Raw genomic sequence first — 21559 nt, 5'->3', positions numbered from 1 at the left:
CTTCATTCCACCCTGCTTGCCAGCGCGTTCACCGCCGCCACGGTGATCGCCGAGCCGCCCAAGCGCCCCTGCACGATCATCGAAGGCACGGGCAAATCTTGCATCAACGCCTCTTTCGATTCCGCCGCGCCGATGAAGCCCACCGGGCAGCCGATGATCGCCGCCGGGCGCGGGCAGTCGGGGTCTTCGAGCATGTTGAGCAGGTGAAACAGTGCCGTCGGCGCGTTGCCGATGGCCACCACCGCGCCTTGCAGATGCGGCCGCCACAGTTCCAGTGCAGCGGCGGAGCGGGTGTTGCTCATCTTCGCCGCCAAATCCGGCACCGAGGGGTCACGCAGGGTGCAGATCACCTCATTCTCGCGCGGCAGCCGTTTGCGGGTGATGCCTTCGCTGACCATATAGGCATCGCAGAGAATCGGCGCGCCGTCCTCCAGCGCCGCCCGCGCGGCCACGGCCATGCCTTCGGAAAAGCGGATATGCTCCTCCAGCCCTACCATGCCCGCGGCGTGGATCATGCGTACGGCAACAATCTCTTCTTCGGGGGTGAAGCGCTGCAGCGCCGCCTCGGCGCGGATGGTGGCAAAGGACTGGCGGTAAATCTCGGCACCGTCGGTGATATAGCTATGGGGCATCGGCGGACTTTCTAAAGTGAGAGGCGATGGCGACGGGGGTTAGCCCGCGCAGATCAGGGGCCGCATCGGCGCGGCCATTTCGGATGAGGTCATATTGCCCCGGCGCGGTGGCGGTCAGGGTGAGGTCTGTGGCACGCGGTGCGGCGCAGCCCTTGGCGCAGCCTGAGACATGCAGGCGTTGGCCTTGCGGCACCGAAGCGGCAAGGTCGCGCGCCAGTCCGCGCGTTTCGCCGCGCGCCTGCGCACAACCGGGTGCGCCGATACAGGCGACGACGCGCAGTAGCGGGTCATGGGCATCAGTGATGAGGCTGGGCAAGTCGAGGAGTTCGGTAGCGCCTTCGATCAGCACCATCCGCCACGGGGTCAGGCGCAAAGGGCCGAGGTCGGCAAGCGCGGTGAGCGTTTCTGCGTCCATTTGCCCAAAAGCGCAGGCAACTAGCGCCCCTGCTGGGTAGAGGCCTAGCGTCAGAGTACTGAGGCCGCTTTGCCGGGGATGGTCGAAACCGGGAGGTAGGGTCGCCTCCGCCTCTAATGCGCGGGCGGCACGGGTGGCATCCTGCGCGCGAACCCATGTGGCCAAAGCGATGGCTTCGGCCACGGCGGTCTCACGGGAGATGGGCTTTCCCATCTCCGCCCCCTCAGCGCAAAGCAAAAGCTGCCCGTCCTCCGCCCGCTCAATGCGGATGTCGGCGGGGTCTGCCTGCAACACCGGCTGGGGCCCAGCATCGACCGCATAGCCGAATTTGCTGGAGACATCGGGCAGCGCATGGCTCCTAGCGGCGGCGGACAGTTGCTGAGTCACATGATCCGTATCATCGCCCGCTTGCCAGAAGGGCGTCAGCATGAGGTTACGCCGCCGCTCGGTGTGCTCGTCGGCGTCGATCAGCGCCAGCGCGCGAAGCGCGTCGATCAGCCCCTCATGCCGCTCGGGATCAATCCCGCGCAGTTGCAGATTGCCCCGGTTCGACAGATCGAGCATCCCGTTGCCATAGCGCTGCGCCAGTTCTGCGACGCCACGTGCTTGGGCTGGGGTCAACCGCCCCTGCGGCACCCGCAAGCGGACCACCAATCCATCGCCGGACAGCATCGGGCGCAGCGCACCGGGGCACCAGCCCTTGATGACGGGGGCCGTGCTCACTCCACCCCGTCCAAGGTGGCCAAGATCGAATTGCGGCGGGTCACCCAAAGCCCAGCGTCCCGAAGGGCTGCGAAACGGTCGCGCATGGCCTGCAGCGCGGCGGGGTTCTCGGCCTCCATAAAGGCCACAAGATCGTCGCGGCCCAGCGTGGCGTCGAAATAGAGATCAAAGAGATGCGCAGGCACCTCGCGGGTCAGATGCGCAAAGGCGGCCAGATTGTCGAGCGTCGCCGCCACCTCTGCCGCGCCGCGAAAACCGTGGCGCATCATGCCGCTGGCCCAGCCGGGGTTGGCGGCACGGGCGCGCACGACGCGGGCAATTTCCTCGGGCATGGACCGCGCGCGGGGGCTGCCAGCGCGGGTATGGTCCAGATGGTACATCGACGGTTTCTGCGCGCCCAGATGCGCCATCGCAGCCGCAAAACCACCTTCGTGACTGGCATAGTCCGACGCGAGCAGGATATCGCTTTCGGCCAAGTCTTGCACATGGGCAAAGCCATCGGCGCGGTGCAACTGCGCCTCCAGCGCGGCGCGGTCTTGATGCGCTTCGCCTTGGGCGTTGATTGCCCATTCGGAGCCGCTCAGCCACGCCTCCCCCGCTGCCGCGCGGCCTGCGTCGGAATAGTCTTGCAACGCCACTTCCATGTTCACCCCATAAAGGCCCGGCTTGGGGCCAAAAACGCGCGGCGTGCGGGTGCGGTAGGGGTTCATATCGGGCGCTTCTTCACGATCAGCCAGCGCGGCTGAGCCGGCTTCAAAGATCTGTCCCAGCCCCGGAAATACATCGCGGAACAAGCCCGAGATGCGCAATGTCACATCGATGCGCGGACGGTCCAACAGGGTCAGAGGGATCACCTCGAAGCCCGACACCCGCTCACTGCCGTCATCCCATTTTGGCGCGAGCCCCGCGAGATGCATGGCCATAGCGACCTCTTCGCCGGCGGTGCGCATGGTGGCGGAGCCCCAAAGGTCAATCACCAGCCCACGTGGCCAGTCGCCGTTGTCTTGCAGATGGCGCCGCAGCAATTCTTCGGCCAGCTTAACGCCCTGCGCGTGGGCGGCCCGGCTGGGCACCCCGCGCGGATCAACGGCATAGAGGTTGCGCCCCGTGGGCAGCACATCCGACCGCCCGCGATAGGGAGAGCCGGAAGGGCCAGCGGTGACGCGCCGCCCCGCAAGCGCGGTCAGCAGCCCATCCCATTCGCCCTCTCCCGCGCCAAAGATGTGGAGGCCGTCGCCGTATTGGCTTTCCTTGATGTCGCAGACGAAGGCGTCAATTCGGGTCAGCGCCTCGGCAGCAGAACTGGCGGCATCAAGGCCAATGTCATCTTCGACCCCCGCCGCCTGCGCCTCGGCGCGGATCGTGTCGACCAGCCGGTCGCGGCGCGCGGGGTCGAGCCCATCGGCCGTGGAATATTCATCAAGAAGCCGTTCCAGACGCAACAGCCCCTCGGGCGTTTCGCTGTCTTTCAACGGGGGTGGAAGATGGCCCAAGGTCACAGCACCGATGCGCCGCTTGGCCTGTGCCGCTTCGCCCGGATCGTTGACGATGAACGGATAGATCACCGGCAGATCGCCGGTCAGCGCCTCGGGCCAGCAGTCGTCCGACAGGGCCACAGCCTTGCCCGGCAGCCATTCCAGCGTCCCATGCGCGCCGATGTGCACCAACGCGTGGTGCCCCTGCGCGCGCAGCCAGAGGTAGAAGGCGACATAGGAGTGGCGCGGGGTGCGGGCGAGGTCGTGATAGCTGTCTTCGCGGTCCGTCAGATCGCCGCGTTCGGGTTGCAGCGCGACCAGCGCGTTGCCGCAGGCTTGCGCGGCGAAGTGGAACGCGCCGTCCTGAGCCAGCGGGTCATCCTCCGCCGCACCCCATGCGTCGCGAAGGTCATCGCGCAGCGTCTGTGGCAAGCTCGCCAAGGCCGCGTGGTAGTCGGCAAGCGGCCAAGAGATGCGCTGCTGGGTGAGGCTGCGACCAAAGCCGATCTGCGGCGTGACGCTATAGCCTTCGCCCGCCAGACGCATCAGCATGTCTTCGACGCTGGCCAGCGCGTCGAGCCCGACCGCGTGGGCCAGTTGATCGTCCCGCCCCGGATAGGTCGAGAGCACCAGTGCCAGCTTGCGCGCTTCGGCGGGGGCTTGCGCCAGCTGTTGCCAGCCCAGCACACGCGCCACGACGGCGGCGATACGGTCATCCTCGGCCCGGTGGGCGAAGCGGGAATATTGCAGATCAGGGTCGCGTTTTTCCGGGCTTTTGAAACTGACGACGCCGGTGAAAATGCGGCCATCCACTTCGGGCAGCACAACATGCATGGCCAGATCGGCGGGCGAGAGGCCGCGCTCGCTCTCGTCCCAATCACGCCGCCGCGCGGTTGAAAGTGCCACTTGGAACACCGGGCAGCCCGGCGCGTCGAGCGGGGAGCTACCGTCACCGCCGCGCCCCGAGAAGGCGGTGGCGTTGACGATTGAAACCGGCTCCATCGCGGCCAATGCGTCGTCCAAAAAGCTCCGCGCGGGATCGGATTTCAGCGAGGGGACAAACAGCCCGATGGCATTCAGCCCCGCCGCCCGCAAGGCGCGGATCAGCGCATCAACTGGCGCGGTATCGGCAGCCAGCAGGTAGCTGCGGTAAAATGTGACAGCGACAGTATCGCCCGCCGCATCGGCAAAAGGCACGACGCCTTGATCAGGGTCGTAATAACCACAATCAGGCACCGTTTTGGCGCCCATCACCGGCCCGGCATAGAACCCCGCTGCCAGCGCCATCTGCGCCAGTGCGGCCTGCGCCGCCACCGGCCCGCCCGCGTCACATAGATGCGCAAGCCGGCGCAGGGTGGAAACAGGCAACGTCGAATGCGCATCCAGCCCCGGGTCTTCACGCCCATCGGCGGGCAGCACGGCCAGCGCGATGTCATTCCGGCGGGCGAAATCTTGGACCTGCATGATGCCGTAGGGCCAATAGTTCTCGCCCCCGATAAGGCGGATCAGGATGCCCTTGGCTCCGGTCAACGTCTGTTCGATGTAGTTGTCGACCGACGCAGGGTGGCGCAGCGCGACGAGGTTGCAAAGGCGCAAGGAGGGCAGCTTGCCCTCCTTGCCGCCACCGCGGTGCCAGCCTGCCGCGAAAGCGCCAAGGTCGCTGTCGGAAAACGACAGCACCACCAGATCGGCGGGCGTTTGGCCCGGATCATAGGGGGTGTCGGTATCCTCCAACCCGTGGCTTTCGCGAAAGACGACATGCATGCGCGGTTAGGCTCCTAATACGTCGCGGATCGCGGCGAGGTTGATGTCGTCATGTTCGGCGATGACCACCAAATGCCCCGCGCGCGGATCGCTGCCCCAAGGGCGGTCGAACTGCTGACGCACCCGCGCGCCCACAGCCTGCACCAACAGGCGCATCGGTTTGCCCTCGACCGCGACATAGCCTTTGACGCGCAGGATGTTCTGCTCACGCGCGAGCCGCTCGATTGAGGCCACCAGCGCATCGACATTCGACACTTCCGGCATCGGGATTACCACGGTTTCGAAATCGTCATGCTCGTGATCGTCGTGGCCATCGTGGTGCGAGGGGCGCGCGGCGAGGTCGTCTTCGGCAGCGGCGTTGAGGCCCAGCACGACCTTGGGGTCGATCACGCCTTCGGTCATCTCAAGGATCGGAATTTCGCGCGGGCTTTCGTCTTCGATCACCTTGCGTGCCTTAGCGAGCCCTTCTGGACCGGCCAGATCGGCCTTGGACATCAAGATGATATCGGCGCAGGAGATTTGATCTTCGAATACCTCAGAGAGCGGGGTTTCGTGGTCGAGGCTGTCATCGGCCAGACGCTGCGCGTCTACGGCGGCGACATCAGCGGCGAAAGTGCCCGCCGCTACGGCCTCGGCATCGGCCAGCGCGATGACGCCGTCGACGGTGATCTTCGAGCGGATCGCCGGCCAGTCAAAGGCTTTGAGCAGCGGCTTCGGCAGGGCCAGCCCGGAGGTTTCGATCAGGATGTGGTCGGGGCGCGTGGGCAGGGCCATCAGCGCTTCGATGGTGGGGATGAAATCATCGGCCACGGTGCAACAGATACAGCCATTGGCCAGTTCGACGATATTCTCCGCCGGGCAATCCTCAATGGCGCAGGATTTCAGGATGTCGCCATCCACGCCCACTGTGCCGAACTCATTAACCAAAACGGCAAGGCGACGCCCGCCTGCATTGGTCATGAGGTGGCGGATCAGCGTGGTTTTACCGGATCCGAGAAAGCCGGTGATGACGGTAACGGGAATTTTGGCGAGATCGCTCATGCGGTAGGCTCCTGCGGCAGGGTCAAAGGGGGGATACGCGCAAGGCTTTGCTTGCGAAAGATGACCGGGCGTTCGCGCCATGGCACAAGCCCGTCTTCGGTGGTGGCATAGGCGGCGGCTCCGGCAAGGATGTCGGCGGCATCTTCCTTGGTCAAGCGGCCATAGACATAGGACCATTTGCCCGGCGCTGAAAGTGCCACGGCGGCGCCCTGCGAACAGGCGGAAAGACATTGCACCGGCACGATGGTCACGCCCTCGGGCGCGCCTGTGGCGTCAAGGGCGGCATGAAGCTGCGCGCCGGGGCGCGGCGCGTCTTCCTCCAGCACCTCGCCTGCGCGGCAGGTCATGCAGACATGTAGGGTCGTGCTCATTGATCTGATCCCATCGGGTTATGCGTGCCGGGTATGCGCTCCGGCCCGTTATGAAAAGGGGAAGCGGGGCGATTATTCAACTGTCAGCACCTCGCGCGCGGTAATCGGCGCACCGTTTACCGCCAAGGGGCGGTGGTCATTGGCGTTGAGCGTCACCTCAACAGTGACCGCGCCCTTAGGCAGATCAGGCAGATGCAGCCACGGGCCGTAAAGCCGCCCGATCTTGGTGCCGTTGACATAGACATGGGCGTGGCCCTCGCCCGGTTGGTGGTCGCCGCTGGCGTTCTGCGGGGCAAAGTCGAAGCCGTCGGTCTCTACGAAAAGATTATGGCCTGACATTGGGTCAGGCGTCACGCGGACCGCGAGGCTGGGGGCGTCTTCTGCGGCAAGCGTGATGGGTTGGCCGTGCATCCGCGCGTGGTCTGCGCCGCCGTGGTCCACCCCGCCATGGGCGGCAGGGTCGCCGTGGTCATGACCGTCGAAGGTCACGCCGCTGCTCGCGGCGATGGCAAAACCAATGCCACCGCCAAAGACCAATCCGATGGCGAAAAGCGCCAGTGATCTGTCCATCTCGACCTCCCTCAGGCGCTGCGCGCGCCTTCACGTTGCCAAAAGAAGCCAGCGAAGCTGCCCAGCAGAACCCATGCGGCAAGGCCAATGCCAAGCGCGCGGGCAGCGAACAGCGCGCCGATCTCAGTGGGCACCGGACCGTTAAAGCTCTCGGGCTCAGGTGCGCCGACGACATGCGGGGCCATCAGCAAAACAGCCGCGCCGATCCACGCGCCCCAGCCAGTGCCGAAGGCCAGCAGCCAGAGCGCCACCAGCGCCGCCCCGGCCGTGGCGAACCACCAAATCTGCCGCGCGGTGATGTCTGTCGCGGCCACGCCGGGAACCTCGGGCGCAAGGCTGAAGCCCGGCGCGAGGTGGAAAGCAACGAAGCCCGCCACCCCCCAAAGGATACCCCAGCGGCCATCAATCACCGCGCCGCGCTCTTCGCCAAAGCTCATCGCGCCAAGTAGGATCAGCGCATAAGCGGTATAGGTCAGCATGGTGAAGATCAGGCTCAGCCCATCGCGGACGGCATTAAAACCGGGCAGTTCGGGGTGCGCACTGACCGCGTCGGCACCGAAATGCACCAGCGCGCCGGTCTCATAAAGTTCGGCGTGCAGCAGAACGGGCTGCACGAAATAGAGCTGCAGAAGGCCGGTCAGCAAACCGGCAGACGCCCCGGCAAAGAGGGCGGAGGTTAGGAAACGAGAGAACATCGAAATGGTCCTTGAATACGAAATGAAAGACGGCGCCGCGCATGAAGCGGACCGAGACCGTCACCAGACCTCTAGACGTGGTAGACCCTTCCCAACGCGATATGCGATGGAAAGTGAGCACAGCGGATCAACAAGAGGCTAGCAAAAGCAGACGGACGGCAGAATCACAGATAGCCGGACTGCGTGTTGGCAGCCCGGACCCCTGTGATAGTGACGTGGCGCTTAGTGGCAGGGAAAGCCTGTCGCGTGGCGCACGTCATGGGCGGCATCGTGCAATGCTGCGGCCTGCACATGGCCAGTCAGAGCCATCAGTGCCACACCCAATACGGCGGCGAACAGTGCCGGTACGAGTTTGCTGCGCGTGGCGCCGGCGGTCTTGATCCCAGCGGTCTTAATCAATGTCGTCATATTCATTCTCCTTACCGTCACACCCGACGGCATCTAGCGTTTCATTCGCCTGGCAGGTCTCCTGGCTCGCGGGTCGTGGCCTTTGCCCGCCTTCCCCGTCCGAATGGACAAGTGGCACGAGGGGCATTGGCTCACCGCTTACAGTCGCGGGGGCGGCTTCGGCTTCAGGGTCTTGGCGACCCCTTACTGAATTCCCTTTTCGGTCCCACACCAACAGGCGCTTCTCGGGACACCAAGCGCCCTCAATTACGCATTTTCGACCTTCCTTGACAAGCCGCATTTGAAGAGGCGCCCCAACCCTAACGAGAAACGCACCGTCAAATACCGTATTTTGTAGAGAAACGCGGGGCGAACCCCGTATGCGGGTTGACCCGGAATGCGCTGCCGGGGCACATTGTGGGCTACTTTCGTACTAAGGGCGTCGAATTGATGAACGATAATCTGGTGTCCGCCAGTCGGCCGGCCTTAAATGAGGACATTCTGGGCAAGGTCGTTCGCCATGCGCGCCTGCCGCTTTGCATCACCGACCCCACACAGCCAGACAATCCAATCGTCTATGTGAACGAGGCCTTCACCGACTTAACCGGCTATACGTTGGACGAAATCGTGGGTCAAAACTGTCGTTTCTTGCAAGGGCCAGAGACCACGCGCGAAAGCATCGATGCGGTGCGGCAGATTTTGTTGGACCGTCGTGTCGACACAGTTGAGATCGTAAATTACCGCAAGGATGGCACTCGCTTCTTGAACGCGCTGCAACTTGGCCCGATTGCCGACGAAGCTGGCAAGCTTACCTATTTCTTTGGCTCGCAGTTGGATGTTTCCGAACGCCGGGAGGCCGAGCGGGAGCAGCGCGAACTGGCCGATGACGAACTGCTGCACCGACTGCGCAATATCGTCAACGTGATGACCGCCATGGTGCGGATGACCTCGCGGGAAGAACCCTCTCCGGCGGCCTTTGCCGAAAAGGTCATCGACCGGCTATCGGCTTTGGGTGCCGCGCATTTTGAAACGATTGGCCGCAGTGATCAGCAAGAGGTCGACTTTCGCACACTGATGGGGCCGATCATGCGGGCCTATACCTCAGCCACCGAGGAGCAGATCACCCTCAAGGGCGTGAACCCCGCGATTTCGCACCGGTTGGTCTCTCCGTTGACGCTGGCTTTGCATGAGTTGGCGACGAACGCGGTGAAACATGGGGCGCTAAGTACTGAACAAGGGCGCGTATCGATTGATGTCTCGATGCTGAAAGCGCCGGCGCGGATGCGTTTCGTTTGGCAAGAGATGGGCGGGCCGGAGGTGACCAAATCCGACCGCAGCAGCGGATCGCGGATCATTCAGTCGCTTACCCGCGCCGCGGGTGGATCGCTGCAGTATGAGTGGCGCCGTGAGGGGCTGGTGGCGACGGCAGAATTTCCGATGACGGCCTTGCTCGCTGAATGACCGTTAAACGATCACCTTTTGCGCGGTCTGTTCGCCCAAACCAAAAACCCGTTTGTAGCGCGCGATTTCATCTGCCGGACCCATTGCTTTATTGGGGTTGTCCGAGAGTTTGACCGTGGGCCGCCCATTAGCGCTGACCGCTTTGCAGACCAGACTGAAAGGCGCCAGCGCATCGTTCGGCACCAGCCCGCGGAAGTCATTGGTCAACAACGTGCCCCAGCCGAAGGAGACCTTGGCCTTGCCCGCGAACTGCGCGTGCAACTCTTTGATCTTATCCACGTCGAGCCCATCGCTAAAGATCACCCGCTTGGTCGTCGGGTCTTCTCCGCGCGCGCGCCACCAGTCGATGGCCGTCTGCGCCGCCGTGGCCGGATCACCGCTGTCGACGCGGATGCCGGTCCAACCCGCCAGCCAATCGGGCGCGTGATCAAGAAAACCCTTGGTGCCATAGGTATCCGGCAGAATGATCCGCAGGTTGCCTTCGTGTTCGTCATGCCAATCCGACAGCACGTCATAGGGCGCGCGGGCGAGTTCGGCATCATCATCGGCCAGCGCGGCATAGACCATCGGCAGCTCATGGGCGTTGGTGCCAATCGCCTCCAACTCGCGCATCATGGCGATGCGGCAATTGGACGTGCCGGTGAAAGCATTGCCCAGCCCCTCGTGCATCGCCTGCACACACCAGTCTTGCCAGAGGTACGAGTGACGACGCCGCGTGCCGAAATCCGCAATTGAGAGGTTGTCCACTTCGCGCAGCGTCTCGATCTTTTCCCAGACGCGGGTCATGGCGCGGGCATAAAGCACCTGAAGCTCAAACTTTCCCATCGGGTCCAGCGCAGCACGGCTTCGCAATTCCATCAGCACGGCCAGCGCAGGGATTTCCCACAGCATGACCTCGTGCCATTTGCCCTCAAAGGTCAGCTCATATTGGTCGCCCTTCCGCTCCAGATGATAGGGCGGAAGGCGCATGCCTTCGAACCACTCCATGAAATCGGGGCGAAACATCTGGCGCTTGCCGTAGAAAGTATTGCCGCGCAGCCAAGTGCTCTCCCCCCGGCTGAGGCTGAGCGAGCGGATGTGATCCAACTGCTCGCGCAGCTCACCCTCGTCGATCAGATTGGCCAGCGGGATATGGGTGGAACGGTTGATCAGACTGAAAGTGACCTGTGTGTCTGGCTTGTTGCGAAACACTGACTGGCACATCAGCAGCTTGTAGAAATCCGTGTCGATCAGCGACCGCACGATGGGGTCGATCTTCCACTTGTGGTTATAGACGCGGGTGGCGATGTCGACCATGGGAGGTTCCTTGTTGCTTGCTTTCTTGTGCCAAGGGCACGGCCCAATAGGCAAGGGTAAAGCGGTGGATCAGGCCAACGTTACCCCCGCTGCGCGCATCCCCTCGCGGGATTTGGCGAGCGATCCGTCCAGATCAATCGCGCGGCACAGGTCTTCGCGCACTTCAACCTTGAAACCCAGCTTCGCCGCATCCACAGCCGAGAAGTTCACGCAGAAATCCAGCGCCAGCCCGACCATAGTTAGCCGTTCAATCCCGCGCGTGCGCAGGTAACCTTCAAGCCCCGTGGGGGTGCTGTGGTCATTCTCAAAAAACGCCGAATAGCTGTCGATGTCGGGGTTATAGCCCTTACGAATGATAAGATCGGCCCGGTCTGTTTGCAGATCGGGATGGAACTGTGCGCCGATGCTGCCTTGGATACAGTGATCGGGCCAGAGCACCTGCGGGCCATATGGCATGGTGACAATCTCATACGGCGCATTGCCGTCATGCGAAGACGCGAATGACGAATGCCCCGCCGGGTGCCAGTCTTGCGTCAGAACAACCGCGTCAAACTCGGGGATCAGCGCATTGATGCCGCGCAGAATCTCATCGCCTTGGGGCACTTCCAGCGCGCCGCCGGGGCAGAAATCATTTTGGACGTCGATCACGATCAGGGCATAGGTCATGGGCAGTCTCCTCAACAAAAGGGGTAGGGCTGTGGGTGGGGTAGGTCAATGGCACGCCCCGGATTGAGCTTTGCGGCCGAAGCGCTTATTTGACGCTTATGTATACCATTGCCGCCCTATATCACTTCACCCGTTTTGAGGATCCCGCAGCGCTTAAGCCTGCGCTGCTGGCGCTTTGCGAAGCGCAATCGGTCATGGGCACGCTGCTTTTGGCCCCCGAGGGGGTGAACGGCACCATCGCCGGGCCGCGCGCCGGGATCAACGCGGTGATCGCCCATCTCCGCGCCCTGCCCGGCTGCGCGGATCTGGAGTGGAAAGAGGCGACGAGCGACAAGCCGCCTTTTGGCAAGATGAAGGTCCGCATCAAGCGCGAGATCGTCACCATGGGCCAGCCCGATGTCGATCCGCGCGCCAAGGTGGGGCATTACGTCGACCCCAAAGAGTGGAACAAATTGATCCGCTCTCCCGATGTGGCGGTGATCGACACGCGCAACAATTACGAAGTGGCCATCGGCACCTTTGAAGGCGCGGTGGACCCGCAGACCGAAAGCTTCGGCGAATTCCCCGCGTGGTGGGAGGCGAACAAAGACCGCTTCCACAATAAGAAGATCGCGATGTTCTGCACTGGCGGCATCCGTTGTGAGAAATCGACCAATTACCTGATTGGTCAGGGGGTTGAGGATGTCTTTCACCTCAAAGGCGGCATCCTGAAATACCTCGAAGAGGTGCCTGAACAGGAAAGCACGTGGGAAGGCGATTGTTTTGTCTTCGACAACCGCGTCAGCGTCGGCCACGGGCTGCGCGAAGGGCCGCATATGCTCTGCCACGGCTGCCGTCGCCCGATCCTGCCCGAGGATTCGACACACCCTGCCTATGAGGCCGGGGTGTCCTGTCATCAATGTGTGGACGAGACATCGGACGCCGACAAAGAGCGTTTCCGCGAGCGCCAACGTCAGATCATGCTGGCGAAAGAACGCGCAGCGTCGGAACAGGGCTGAACGCCGTCAACGGTCCGACAGCACAAATCCGGCATATGCAAAGGGCATGACCGCCCGGCGAAAGCGGCCCAACTCGAACCGCGCAAGCGGGGCGCGCATGGGGGCGGGGTAGGGCCGCTCTGGCGTCTTGCCGCGTACCAGATCAGCCAAAAGCGCGCCGGAATAGCTGGCCATCGCCACGCCATTGCCGTGATAGCACAGCCCCGCGAACATGCCCGGCTGATCCGGCACCTGTCCCACAAAGGGCATCCGGTTGCGGGCGATACAGACCATTCCGGACCAGCCATGCGGGGTCTCTACATCGCGCCACGCGGGGAACATCGCCTCGAAATCGGCCCGCGCGCGGCGCAGGGCGCGCCTTTCGGAATTTGGATTGGACATCAGACCGCCGCGCACGCCGAACAGCATGCGATTGTCGGGCATCAGGCGGAAGTAATGCAGCAGGTGGCGGCTGTCATAGCAGGCCTGTCGGCTGGTCCAGCCTTGGGCAGACAACTCTGCCTCGGTCATTGGACGCGTCACGATCACGCTGGACTGCGTGGGCATGTAACGCGCGGCAAGCCATGGCGGCAGGTCTTCGGAGGAATAGCCGTTGGTGGCGATGATAACGCGCTCGGCTCGGATGCGGCCCGTGGGGGTGGTGACATCGAATGCACCATCACGCCGGGTCACGTCGAGGGCTGGGCTGTTTTGATAGATCACCGCTCCCGCCTCCTCGGCGGCCTGCGCCAAGGCGGTGATATACTTACGGGGGTTGAGGCCAAAGCCAATCGGCACGGTGATCGCGCCTTCGAAACCCGCGTTTAGCCCTTCGGCGGCAAGGTCGGCCTTTTCGGTCAGGCGCGCCGTGACACCGTAGTTCTCTGCGTAGTAATCCAACTTGCCGCGCATCTCATCGAAATCGCGGGGGCGGTGGGCCAGTTGGGTTTCGCCTTGGGAGTGCCGGTCGACATCGACACCGCGGGTGGTGATGAAATCCTTAACCTGCCGGATCGCGGCCAATTCGGCCTGCCGCCAGCCGAGCCGCTCCTGCCGCCCAAATTTGCGATCAAGCGTGGCGTCGTCGAGCATCCCGCCGCCCAGACAGCAAAAGCCCCCGTTGCGGCCGGATGCGCCAAAGCCCACGCGCTCGGCCTCCAGCACCGTGGCCCCTACCCCGGCCTGCGCCAGATGCAGCGCCGCGTTGAGGCCGGTGAAGCCGCCGCCGATGATCACCACATCAGCCTGTTCATCCCCTTGCTGGGCCTTGTGGTCTGGCGCGGCGCAGGTTTCATCCCACCAGCAGCCCGCACGCGGCGCTTCGGAATAGGCGAAGGCCGGGTAGATACGCTTCACGTTGCGGGCCGTTCCGCCGCACGGGCCTCCTCCTGCGCGCGCAGGCTTGAGCGTTTGCTGACCAGCGACGCGGTGATGACGCCCACGGTGACGATGGCGATCATGATCGTCGACAGCGCATTGATCTCAGGCGAGACGCCCAAGCGCACGGCGCTGAAGATTTTGATCGGCAGCGTCGTCGCCGACGGCCCGGCGGTGAAGGAGGCGATCACCAAATCATCAAGGCTCAGCGTGAAGGCCAAGAGCCAGCCCGAGATCACCGCAGGCGCAATGATCGGCAGGGTGACAAGGCGGAAGGCTTCCCAAGGGGACGAGCCGAGATCGAGCGCGGCCTCTTCCAGCGAGCGGTCGAAGGACACCAGCCGAGAGGACACAACGACCGAGACGTAGCACATCGAAAACGTCGTATGCGCCAGCACGATAGTGAGCACGCCGCGGTCCAATCCGATGCCGATGAACAGCAAAAGCAGCGACAGGCCGGTGATCACCTCGGGCATTACCAGCGGCGCGTAGATCATGCCGGAAAACAGCGTTCGCCCCATGAACCGCCCGCCACGCACCAGTACATAGGCGGCCATCGTGCCCAGCACCGTGGCGATCGACGACGAAATCACCGCGACCTTGATCGTGACCCAAGCGGCATTTAAGAAGGCTTCGTTTTGCAGCAACTCGCTATACCAGCGGGTCGAAAAACCAGCCCAGACCGTCACCAGTTTCGAGGCGTTGAAGCTGTAGATCACCAGAATGATCATCGGCAGGTAGAGAAAAGCAAACCCCAGCGTCAGGGAGGTCACGTTGAACCATGTCATCCGCTTCATTGTTCGGCCTCCGCCTGTTTCTGCTGGTTGCGTTGGAACAGGATGATCGGAATGATCAGGATCAGCAGCAAGATCACGGCAACGGCGCTCGCCACCGGCCAATCGCGGTTGTTAAAGAACTCTTCCCAGAGCACCTTGCCGATCATCAGCGTGCCCGACCCGCCCAGCAGCGAGGGGATCACGAATTCGCCCAAGGCGGGGATGAAGACCAGAAAACTACCCGCCACGATGCCGTTGCGCGACAGCGGAATCGTCACCAGCCAGAAGGCTTGCAGACGCGAACAACCCAAATCTTCGGCGGCCTCGTTCAATGATTCATCCAAACGGTCCAGCGCAGCGTAAATCGGCAGGATCATGAAGGGCAGGTAGGTATAGACGATGCCGATATAGACTGCCGTATTGGTATTAAGGATCTGTAAAGGCTCTGCGGTTACACCCACCCACATCAGCAATTGATTCAGCAGCCCTTCGTTGCTGAGAATGCCCATCCACGCATAGACGCGGATCAGGAAGGAGGTCCAGAACGGCAAGATCACCAACATCATCAATGTGGCACGCCACTCTTCGGGGGCGCGGGCCATGCCGTAGGCAATAGGATAGCCGACCAGCAGCGTGAAGGCGGTTGAGATCAACGCGATGCGCAGCGAACTGAGGTAGGCTTTCCAATAAAGATCATCAGAGGCCAGAAAGGCGAAATTCTCGAAATCCAACTGGGCAATCAGCGCGCTGATGCCGTCCTTGATGGTCGGCGTATAAGGCGGAATCGCCAGCGCCGTGTCGGACAAGGAGATTTTGAAAACGATCAGGAAAGGCACCAGAAACAGCGCCAGAAGCCAGAAATATGGGACCGCGATCAGGGCGAAACGACGCATGTTCATTGCGCCAACAAAACGCCTGCGGTGGCGCTCCATGAAATCCAGACCGGGTCTTCCCACGTGATGTCACGCCGGGCGATACGGCGGGTGTTGGCCGTCTGCGCCTTGATCACCTGCCCGCCGGGCAGTTCGACGTGATAGGTGGAGAGGTTGCCCAAATACGCGATGTCCAGCACTTTGCCCTGTAGCGCATTGGGTGCATCCTCGGGCTGCTCGGTCGTGATGCGGATCTTCTCTGGTCGGATCGCCAGATGGGCCTGCTGGCCTTCGCTGAACGGCGTGGCAGAGGTCGCCGTCAGGGGCGGCTGCCCGTCGATCCAGTTTAGATGATACTGGTCTTGGCCAATGGCCTTGGTGTTGGCTTCGATGATGTTCACGTCGCCAATGAAGTCGGCCACATAGACGGAATTCGGCGCCTCGTAGATCTCAGCCGGAGTGGCCACCTGAATCACGCGACCCTCGTCCATCACCGCCACGCGGGAGGCGACGGTCATCGCCTCTTCTTGGTCGTGGGTCACGATGACGAAGGTGGTGCCGGTGGATTCTTGAATGTCCATCAGTTCAAACTGGGTGTCTTGGCGCAGCTTTTTGTCGAGCGCGCCTAAGGGTTCATCGAGCAACAAAAGCTTTGGCGCTTTGGCCAGCGACCGCGCCAATGCCACGCGCTGCCGTTGGCCGCCAGAGATCTGATGCGGCTTGCGGCGGGCGAATTTTTCAAGACGGGTGAGTTTCAGCATCTCGGCCACGCGCGCCTCGATCGCGTCTTTGCCCAACTTATCGCGACGCAGACCAAAAGCGATGTTGTCCCAGACGCTGAGATGCGGGAACAGCGCGTAGGACTGGAACATCATGTTCACCGCCCTCTTGTTCGGCGGCACTGGTGCAATGTCTTGCCCAGCCAATTCGATCCGTCCGGCGGTTGGGTTTTCAAACCCCGCCAGCATCCGCATCATCGTCGTCTTGCCGCAGCCCGAGGGGCCAAGCAGCGCAAAGAATTCTTGCGCGTAGATGTCCAGCGATAGATCGTCGATGGCGACGAATTCACCAAATTTCTTGGTGACATTCTTAAAGCGAATAAGCGGTTTTTCGTCGGGATCATTCCACGGGGCGAAGACGGTTGGGCTCACGGTTGAGACATCCTTTGATCAGGTCGCAAGGGCAAGAAAAAGGGGCGCGACCTACTGGCCGCACCCCTGTCTCAGATCAGGTACCGGACTTGATCTTGGTCCAGAGCCGGGTCACCACGCGCTGTACTTTTGGCGGGTAAGGTGTGGTGGTGAACAGGTTATCCAGCGCCGCCTCAGAAGGGTAGATCGCCGGGTCGCTGATCACATCTTCGACCAAATGCTCTTGTGAGGCCTTGTTGCCGTTCGCGTAGTACACATAGTTCGACGCTGCCGCCATATTCTCGGCGTCCATGATGAAGTTCAGGAACTTATGCGCGCCCTCGGGGTTTGGCGCGTCGACCGGGATGGCCATTTGGTCAAACCACATCTGCGCCCCTTCGGAGGGAGCATTATAGGCAACTTCAACGCCGTTTTCAGCTTCGGCCGCGCGGTCACGGGCCTGCAGAATATCGCCAGACCAGCCGACTGCGACGCACACATCGCCGTTCGCCAAGGCATTGATATATTCCGAAGAGTGGAACTTCTGGATATAGGGGCGGATCGGCATGAAGACGTCTTCGGCCTTTGCGATCACATCGGGGTCATGGCTGTTGGGGTCTTCGCCAATGTAGTTCAGCGCCGCGGGGATCATCTCGGCAGGGGCGTCAAGGAAATGCACGCCACAGTCGGCCAGCTTTTCCATATTGGCAGGATCAAAAACCAAGTCCCAAGAGTCGACCGGGGCGTCTTCGCCCAGTGCTTCTTTGACCTTGCCGAGGTTTACGCCAATGCCGGTGGTGCCCCACATGTAGTTGATCGAATGCGCATTGTCGGGATCATATTGTTCGGTCCGCGAGGAAACCACGTCCCACATATTCTCAAGGTTAGACAGCTTGGAGGTGTCCAGCGGCTGGAATGCCCCGGCAGTGATCTGGCGCTGCAGGAAGGTGCCCGTGGGGACGACCACGTCATAGCCCGACCCACCGGAAAGCATTTTGGTTTCCAGCATTTCGTTGCTGTCGAACACATCGTAGACCAGTTCGATGCCGGTCTCTTCTTCAAATTTTTCCAGCAGGGATTCGTCGATATAGTCGGACCAGTTATAGACCCGGACCGTTTCCGCAGAGGCCGCACCTGCCATCAAGGTGGCAACGGCGACGCTGCTTAGTAGCACATTTTTCATTTCATACTCCCGTTAGACAGGTCGGGTTGATCCCCACCTTTCGTCAATTTGATCAAGTTTTGCCTCTTCGGGCAAGATGGTTTATGCTTTCATGCAGAATGAAATGCTGCAAGCTACGGCGTAACAAGACGGAAAGACCGCTCCCATGGGTTCAGAAAAAACCGATCCGAGACTGCTTCCCGCCGCCGACGCGGCGGTCAAGACACCGATCCATCAGCATGTCTACGAGCGCTTGCGCAAGATGATTCTTTTCGGCGATCTGGCCCCCGGACAAGGGGTCACGATCCAAGGTTTGACCACCGCCCTTGATGCGGGGATGACCCCCGTACGCGAGGCCATCCGCCGTCTGACATCCGAGGGCGCGTTGACCCATCTGGGCAACCGTCGCGTCACCGTGCCCGAACTGACCCACACGGGCCTCGAAGAGCTTGGGTTCATGCGTGAAACCCTTGAGCCTGAGCTGACCAGACGCGCCGCAGTACGCATGACAGAAGGACGTTTAACAGCGTTGAATGACTGCGACACGGCGCTGAACCACGCGATCGACCGCGGCGATGTGGGCGGTTACTTGATGCAGAACTACAGCTTTCACTCGATGATCTATGACCTTGCCGAAGCACCGATCATGGCCGCCACAGTAGACCGACTTTGGCTGCGGTTTGGCCCTTCGCTTCGGGTGGTTTGCGGGCGCTATGGCACCAGCAATCTGCCCGATAAACATGCAGAACTTATGGCTGCCTTTTCTGCGGGCAATGTCACCCTAGCCGGGGAAGTCATGGCAGGCGATGTTGCCCAAGGAATGACCCAAATCCGCGCCGCTCTTGATGGGCTACCCATTCCGCGTTGATTCGATTGACATGCTATAATTTGATCATATCCTGCGACGAAGCTCAATTTTCACGCAGATAGAAGGTGCATCCCCATGCCGCCCATCACGAATCACCTCCCCACCGCGGACCTACAGGCCCTCGATGCGGCGCATCATATGCATCCTTTCACCACCAACGACGACTTGGGCAAAAAAGGTGCACGCGTCATCACGCGGGCAAAAGGCATCTATCTGACCGACAGCGAGGGCAATGAAATCCTAGATGCGATGGCAGGGCTTTGGTGCGTGAACCTTGGCTATGGGCGCGAAGAGATGGGCCAAGTGGCCGCGCGGCAGATGAACGAACTGCCCTATTACAACACCTTCTTTCAGACGACCCATGTGCCTGCCATCGCGCTGGCCAAAGAACTGGCCGACCTCGCCCCCGGTGATCTGAACCACGTCTTTTTCGCTGGCTCCGGGTCAGAGGCGAATGACACCAATTTGCGCATGGTCCGCACCTATTGGGCGCAAAAGGGCAAACCCGAGAAGAGCCATATCATCAGCCGCAAAAATGCCTATCACGGGTCTTCGGTCGGTTCGGCCAGCCTTGGGGGCATGACGCCGATGCACGAACAAGGCGGTCTGCCGATCCCCGGTATTCACCATATCGGCCAGCCTGATTGGTACGCCGAAGGCGGCGACCAAACACCCGAAGAGTTCGGTCTGGCCCGTGCGCGTGAGTTGGAGGAAAAGATCCTCGAACTGGGCGCGGATAAGGTCGCTGCATTTATCGGCGAGCCTGTGCAAGGCGCCGGTGGCGTCGTCATCCCGCCCAGCACCTATTGGCCCGAAATCCAACGCATCTGCGAAAAGCACGACATTCTCATCATCGCCGATGAGGTGATCTGCGGCTTTGGTCGGACGGGCAACTGGTTCGGCTCGCAAACCATCGGCATCAAGCCGCATATCATGACCATCGCCAAGGGGCTCAGCTCTGGCTACGCACCGATTGGCGGGTCAATCGTCTGTGACGAAGTGGCCGAGGTGATCAACGCTTGCGAATTCAACCACGGTTACACCTATTCAGGCCACCCCGTCTGCGCCGCTGTGGCGTTGGAAAACCTGCGCATCATGCAAGAAGAGAACATCATTGACCATGTGCGCGACGTTGCCGCGCCCGCGTTGAAAGAAGCGCTGGATAAGCTGGGGGAGCATCCACTCGTGGGCGGGGTTAACGTCTCTGGCCTCATGGCCTCCCTGCCCCTGACACCGCATAAGGAAAGCCGTGCCAAATTTGCTGCCGATGGTGGCGTCGCGGGGTATACTTGCCGGGAGCATTGCTTTGCCAACAATTTGGTGATGCGCCATGTGGGCGACCGGATGATCATCTCTCCGCCGCTGATCATCACGCCCGAAGAAATCAAGATTTTCGCCGAGCGGGCCATCAAGGCGCTGGATGCGACCTATGCGGACCTGAAAGACAAAGACCTTTTAAAAGCAGCGTCCTAAGTAGCAGGGCAGCCCCCTGCGGGGCGGCCCTTTACTCTTTGCGCAAACGTTCCAGCAGCCGAGGCGACGCATAGCCATCCGGCGCGATGCCCTCGGCCTGTTGGAAGCTGCGCACCGCATTGACGGTCAGCGGGCCGATTTTCGCGTCGATCTTCTGCGTGTCAAATCCGGCCTTGGTCAGCAGGGTCTGCAATTCGATCCGCTCATCAAAGCTCAGCGCGCGATCCTCGCGGGGCCATTCTTGCTTAATCTCTCCCGCGCCGCCGATCCGGTCGGCCAGATGGCCCACCCCGATCACATAGGCATCCGCCGTGTTATAGCGCTCAATCACTTCGAAATTCGGGAAAATCATGAAGGCGGCCCCCTGCGCCCCAGCGGGCAGCAACACCGACCCCGGCCCGTGATCCGCCACCGCCGTGCCGTCCAATGCAGTCACGCCAAGTTCAGCCCATTCCGCAGGCGTCTTGGTGACATCGCGGTCGGCCAGCAGATAGTCAAACCCCTCGGGCAGTGCCACTTCGACACCCCAAGGCTGTCCTTCGGTCCAGCCGAAATGCTTGAGATATGCCGCGGTAGAGGCCAGTGCATCACCGGGGTTATCGCCCCAGATATCGCGCCGCCCGTCGCCATCCCAATCAACCGCATGGGCATGGAAGGACGAGGGCATAAACTGCGTGTGCCCCATCGCGCCCGCCCAAGAGCCGCGCAATTGTTCAGCATCCGTATCGCCCGCCTGAAGGATCCGCAAAGCATCGAGCAATTCGCCCTCGAAAAACTCGGCCCGACGCGCGTCATAGGCAAGTGTGGTTAACGACGACAACACACTATCGCCGCCCCGGAAACTGCCATAGGCGCTCTCTAACCCCCAGATCGCGGTGACGATCTCTTTCTCCACGCCGTATTTCGCTTCGATGTCTTCCAACGTGCGCTGCCACTGCGCCAGCGCCTTTTCCCCATTCTGCACCCGCAATTCTGAAGTCGCAGTGTCGAGGTAATCCCAGATTGTCTTGGTAAACTCTGACTGGTTGCGGTCCCGGCGGATCACTTCCGGGTCATAGCTTACCGTATCAAGCGCCCGGTCAAAGATATCCGGGTCAATGCCCTGCTGAAGTGCGCGGGGGCGAAATTCTTTCACCCAAACGCGCAGCCCGGCGTCGTCGCCGGTGGCTTCGGAGGGGGCCGCTTGCTCAGCGGGGGTCGAGGCAACCAGCACGGCCACAGGCGCACGCGGTGCGGGCCGCGTGGATTCTACCGGACCCGCCCCAAAGGCCGGAGCCCCCATACCCGCGGTCGCCAAAATGCTTGAAATCATCGCGTAATGCCGGATCATAATCGCCTCACCTCATAGAGTTGCGATAAATCCTATGCGCCCCCCGCCCCGGTGGGAAGGGAGGGGCATCGCCATCCGCGAAGCTCCGCTTGTTTGCC

General features: G+C 61.8%; 20 protein-coding genes and 1 riboswitch. Of the genes, 4 read left to right on the top strand and 16 right to left on the bottom strand.

The annotated features are described in order from the left end of the window. Positions 1-2: 2 nt before the first annotated feature. From WNY61_RS01990 to WNY61_RS01955, 8 genes are all read right to left on the bottom strand, one after another. Positions 3-632, bottom strand: a complete 630-nt coding sequence (locus tag WNY61_RS01990; protein WP_342849776.1) for a precorrin-8X methylmutase — start codon at positions 630-632, stop codon at positions 3-5. After that, positions 622-1770 (bottom strand): precorrin-3B synthase, encoded by a 1149-nt coding sequence (gene cobG / locus WNY61_RS01985; protein WP_342849775.1) that lies wholly within the window; start codon positions 1768-1770, stop codon positions 622-624. Before cobG ends, WNY61_RS01990 begins: the two co-directional genes overlap by 11 nt. Continuing rightward, on the bottom strand, positions 1767-5009 hold the full coding sequence (cobN, locus tag WNY61_RS01980; RefSeq protein WP_342849774.1) for a cobaltochelatase subunit CobN: 3243 nt from the start codon (positions 5007-5009) through the stop codon (positions 1767-1769). Before cobN ends, cobG begins: the two co-directional genes overlap by 4 nt. Before the next feature lie 6 nt (positions 5010-5015). Next, positions 5016-6050, bottom strand: a complete 1035-nt coding sequence (gene cobW / locus WNY61_RS01975) for a cobalamin biosynthesis protein CobW (protein WP_342849773.1) — start codon at positions 6048-6050, stop codon at positions 5016-5018. After that, on the bottom strand, positions 6047-6421 hold the full coding sequence (locus tag WNY61_RS01970) for a DUF1636 domain-containing protein (RefSeq protein ID WP_342849772.1): 375 nt from the start codon (positions 6419-6421) through the stop codon (positions 6047-6049). The genes cobW and WNY61_RS01970 overlap by 4 nt, the downstream gene beginning before the upstream one ends. Positions 6422-6493: 72 nt before the next feature. Beyond that, positions 6494-6991, bottom strand: a complete 498-nt coding sequence (locus WNY61_RS01965; RefSeq protein WP_342849771.1) for a hypothetical protein — start codon at positions 6989-6991, stop codon at positions 6494-6496. An 11-nt stretch (positions 6992-7002) separates the two neighbouring features. Continuing rightward, on the bottom strand, positions 7003-7686 hold the full coding sequence (locus WNY61_RS01960; protein WP_342849770.1) for a CbtA family protein: 684 nt from the start codon (positions 7684-7686) through the stop codon (positions 7003-7005). 222 nt (positions 7687-7908) lie between these two features. Next, positions 7909-8094, bottom strand: a complete 186-nt coding sequence (locus WNY61_RS01955; protein WP_342849769.1) for a CbtB-domain containing protein — start codon at positions 8092-8094, stop codon at positions 7909-7911. A 33-nt stretch (positions 8095-8127) separates the two neighbouring features. Continuing rightward, a riboswitch (cobalamin riboswitch) is annotated at positions 8128-8346 on the bottom strand. A 177-nt stretch (positions 8347-8523) separates the two neighbouring features. Here WNY61_RS01955 and WNY61_RS01950 point away from each other — a divergent pair. Further along, positions 8524-9534 (top strand): PAS domain-containing protein, encoded by a 1011-nt coding sequence (locus WNY61_RS01950; protein ID WP_342849768.1) that lies wholly within the window; start codon positions 8524-8526, stop codon positions 9532-9534. Between the two features lie 3 nt (positions 9535-9537). On the opposite strand, the gene pncB is transcribed toward WNY61_RS01950, so the two are convergent. Then, the gene (pncB, locus tag WNY61_RS01945) at positions 9538-10830 is read right to left on the bottom strand and encodes a nicotinate phosphoribosyltransferase (protein ID WP_342849767.1); all 1293 of its coding nucleotides are present in this window, start codon (positions 10828-10830) and stop codon (positions 9538-9540) included. 69 nt (positions 10831-10899) lie between these two features. Then, positions 10900-11496 (bottom strand): bifunctional nicotinamidase/pyrazinamidase, encoded by a 597-nt coding sequence (pncA, locus tag WNY61_RS01940; protein ID WP_342849766.1) that lies wholly within the window; start codon positions 11494-11496, stop codon positions 10900-10902. Positions 11497-11594: 98 nt separating this feature from the next. Between pncA and WNY61_RS01935 the strand changes: the two genes are divergently transcribed. Beyond that, entirely contained in the window at positions 11595-12494 is a 900-nt protein-coding gene (locus WNY61_RS01935) for a rhodanese-related sulfurtransferase (protein ID WP_342849990.1), read from the top strand. Positions 12495-12500: 6 nt separating this feature from the next. Here the strand turns inward: WNY61_RS01935 and WNY61_RS01930 are convergent, their stop codons facing one another. The 5 genes from WNY61_RS01930 to WNY61_RS01910 all read right to left on the bottom strand — a co-directional run bounded on the left by WNY61_RS01930 (position 12501) and on the right by WNY61_RS01910 (position 17811). Then, a complete protein-coding gene (locus WNY61_RS01930; protein ID WP_342849765.1) occupies positions 12501-13829 on the bottom strand; it encodes an FAD-binding oxidoreductase in 1329 nt (442 codons plus the stop codon). Next, a complete protein-coding gene (locus tag WNY61_RS01925) occupies positions 13826-14647 on the bottom strand; it encodes an ABC transporter permease subunit (protein ID WP_007118263.1) in 822 nt (273 codons plus the stop codon). The genes WNY61_RS01930 and WNY61_RS01925 overlap by 4 nt, the downstream gene beginning before the upstream one ends. Continuing rightward, positions 14644-15519 (bottom strand): ABC transporter permease subunit, encoded by an 876-nt coding sequence (locus WNY61_RS01920; RefSeq protein ID WP_342849764.1) that lies wholly within the window; start codon positions 15517-15519, stop codon positions 14644-14646. The genes WNY61_RS01925 and WNY61_RS01920 overlap by 4 nt, the downstream gene beginning before the upstream one ends. 2 nt (positions 15520-15521) lie before the next feature. Beyond that, positions 15522-16649 carry an ABC transporter ATP-binding protein gene (locus tag WNY61_RS01915; RefSeq protein ID WP_342849763.1) on the bottom strand — a complete coding sequence of 376 codons (1128 nt, stop codon included), beginning with the start codon at positions 16647-16649 and terminating at the stop codon, positions 15522-15524. Between the two features lie 76 nt (positions 16650-16725). Then, the gene (locus WNY61_RS01910) at positions 16726-17811 is read right to left on the bottom strand and encodes a polyamine ABC transporter substrate-binding protein (RefSeq protein WP_342849762.1); all 1086 of its coding nucleotides are present in this window, start codon (positions 17809-17811) and stop codon (positions 16726-16728) included. A 145-nt stretch (positions 17812-17956) separates the two neighbouring features. Here WNY61_RS01910 and WNY61_RS01905 point away from each other — a divergent pair, with 145 nt between their 5' ends. Beyond that, positions 17957-18658 carry a GntR family transcriptional regulator gene (locus WNY61_RS01905; RefSeq protein ID WP_342849761.1) on the top strand — a complete coding sequence of 234 codons (702 nt, stop codon included), beginning with the start codon at positions 17957-17959 and terminating at the stop codon, positions 18656-18658. Positions 18659-18733: 75 nt separating this feature from the next. Further along, positions 18734-20131, top strand: a complete 1398-nt coding sequence (locus WNY61_RS01900; protein ID WP_342849760.1) for an aspartate aminotransferase family protein — start codon at positions 18734-18736, stop codon at positions 20129-20131. 31 nt (positions 20132-20162) lie between these two features. On the opposite strand, the gene WNY61_RS01895 is transcribed toward WNY61_RS01900, so the two are convergent. Then, the gene (locus tag WNY61_RS01895; RefSeq protein ID WP_342849759.1) at positions 20163-21461 is read right to left on the bottom strand and encodes a lytic murein transglycosylase; all 1299 of its coding nucleotides are present in this window, start codon (positions 21459-21461) and stop codon (positions 20163-20165) included. Between the last annotated feature and the right edge of the window lie 98 nt (positions 21462-21559).

It is taken from the genome of Sulfitobacter sp. AS92 (genome assembly GCF_038900015.1).
Classification (GTDB): domain Bacteria; phylum Pseudomonadota; class Alphaproteobacteria; order Rhodobacterales; family Rhodobacteraceae; genus Sulfitobacter.
The sequence above is the reverse complement of the archived record's forward strand: the minus strand, read 5'-3'. Positions and strand labels throughout refer to the sequence as shown.

Coding starts and splice junctions, on each gene's coding strand:
- WNY61_RS01990 (WP_342849776.1), bottom strand. CDS start 632: ATGCCCCATAGCTATATCACCGACGGTGCCGAGATTTACCGCCAGTCC.
- cobN (WP_342849774.1), bottom strand. CDS start 5,009: ATGCATGTCGTCTTTCGCGAAAGCCACGGGTTGGAGGATACCGACACC.
- cobW (WP_342849773.1), bottom strand. CDS start 6,050: ATGAGCGATCTCGCCAAAATTCCCGTTACCGTCATCACCGGCTTTCTC.
- WNY61_RS01970 (WP_342849772.1), bottom strand. CDS start 6,421: ATGAGCACGACCCTACATGTCTGCATGACCTGCCGCGCAGGCGAGGTG.
- WNY61_RS01965 (WP_342849771.1), bottom strand. CDS start 6,991: ATGGACAGATCACTGGCGCTTTTCGCCATCGGATTGGTCTTTGGCGGT.
- WNY61_RS01960 (WP_342849770.1), bottom strand. CDS start 7,686: ATGTTCTCTCGTTTCCTAACCTCCGCCCTCTTTGCCGGGGCGTCTGCC.
- WNY61_RS01955 (WP_342849769.1), bottom strand. CDS start 8,094: ATGACGACATTGATTAAGACCGCTGGGATCAAGACCGCCGGCGCCACG.
- WNY61_RS01950 (WP_342849768.1), top strand. CDS start 8,524: ATGAACGATAATCTGGTGTCCGCCAGTCGGCCGGCCTTAAATGAGGAC.
- pncB (WP_342849767.1), bottom strand. CDS start 10,830: ATGGTCGACATCGCCACCCGCGTCTATAACCACAAGTGGAAGATCGAC.
- pncA (WP_342849766.1), bottom strand. CDS start 11,496: ATGACCTATGCCCTGATCGTGATCGACGTCCAAAATGATTTCTGCCCC.
- WNY61_RS01935 (WP_342849990.1), top strand. CDS start 11,595: ATGTATACCATTGCCGCCCTATATCACTTCACCCGTTTTGAGGATCCC.
- WNY61_RS01925 (WP_007118263.1), bottom strand. CDS start 14,647: ATGAAGCGGATGACATGGTTCAACGTGACCTCCCTGACGCTGGGGTTT.
- WNY61_RS01920 (WP_342849764.1), bottom strand. CDS start 15,519: ATGCGTCGTTTCGCCCTGATCGCGGTCCCATATTTCTGGCTTCTGGCG.
- WNY61_RS01910 (WP_342849762.1), bottom strand. CDS start 17,811: ATGAAAAATGTGCTACTAAGCAGCGTCGCCGTTGCCACCTTGATGGCA.
- WNY61_RS01905 (WP_342849761.1), top strand. CDS start 17,957: ATGGGTTCAGAAAAAACCGATCCGAGACTGCTTCCCGCCGCCGACGCG.
- WNY61_RS01900 (WP_342849760.1), top strand. CDS start 18,734: ATGCCGCCCATCACGAATCACCTCCCCACCGCGGACCTACAGGCCCTC.
- WNY61_RS01895 (WP_342849759.1), bottom strand. CDS start 21,461: ATGATCCGGCATTACGCGATGATTTCAAGCATTTTGGCGACCGCGGGT.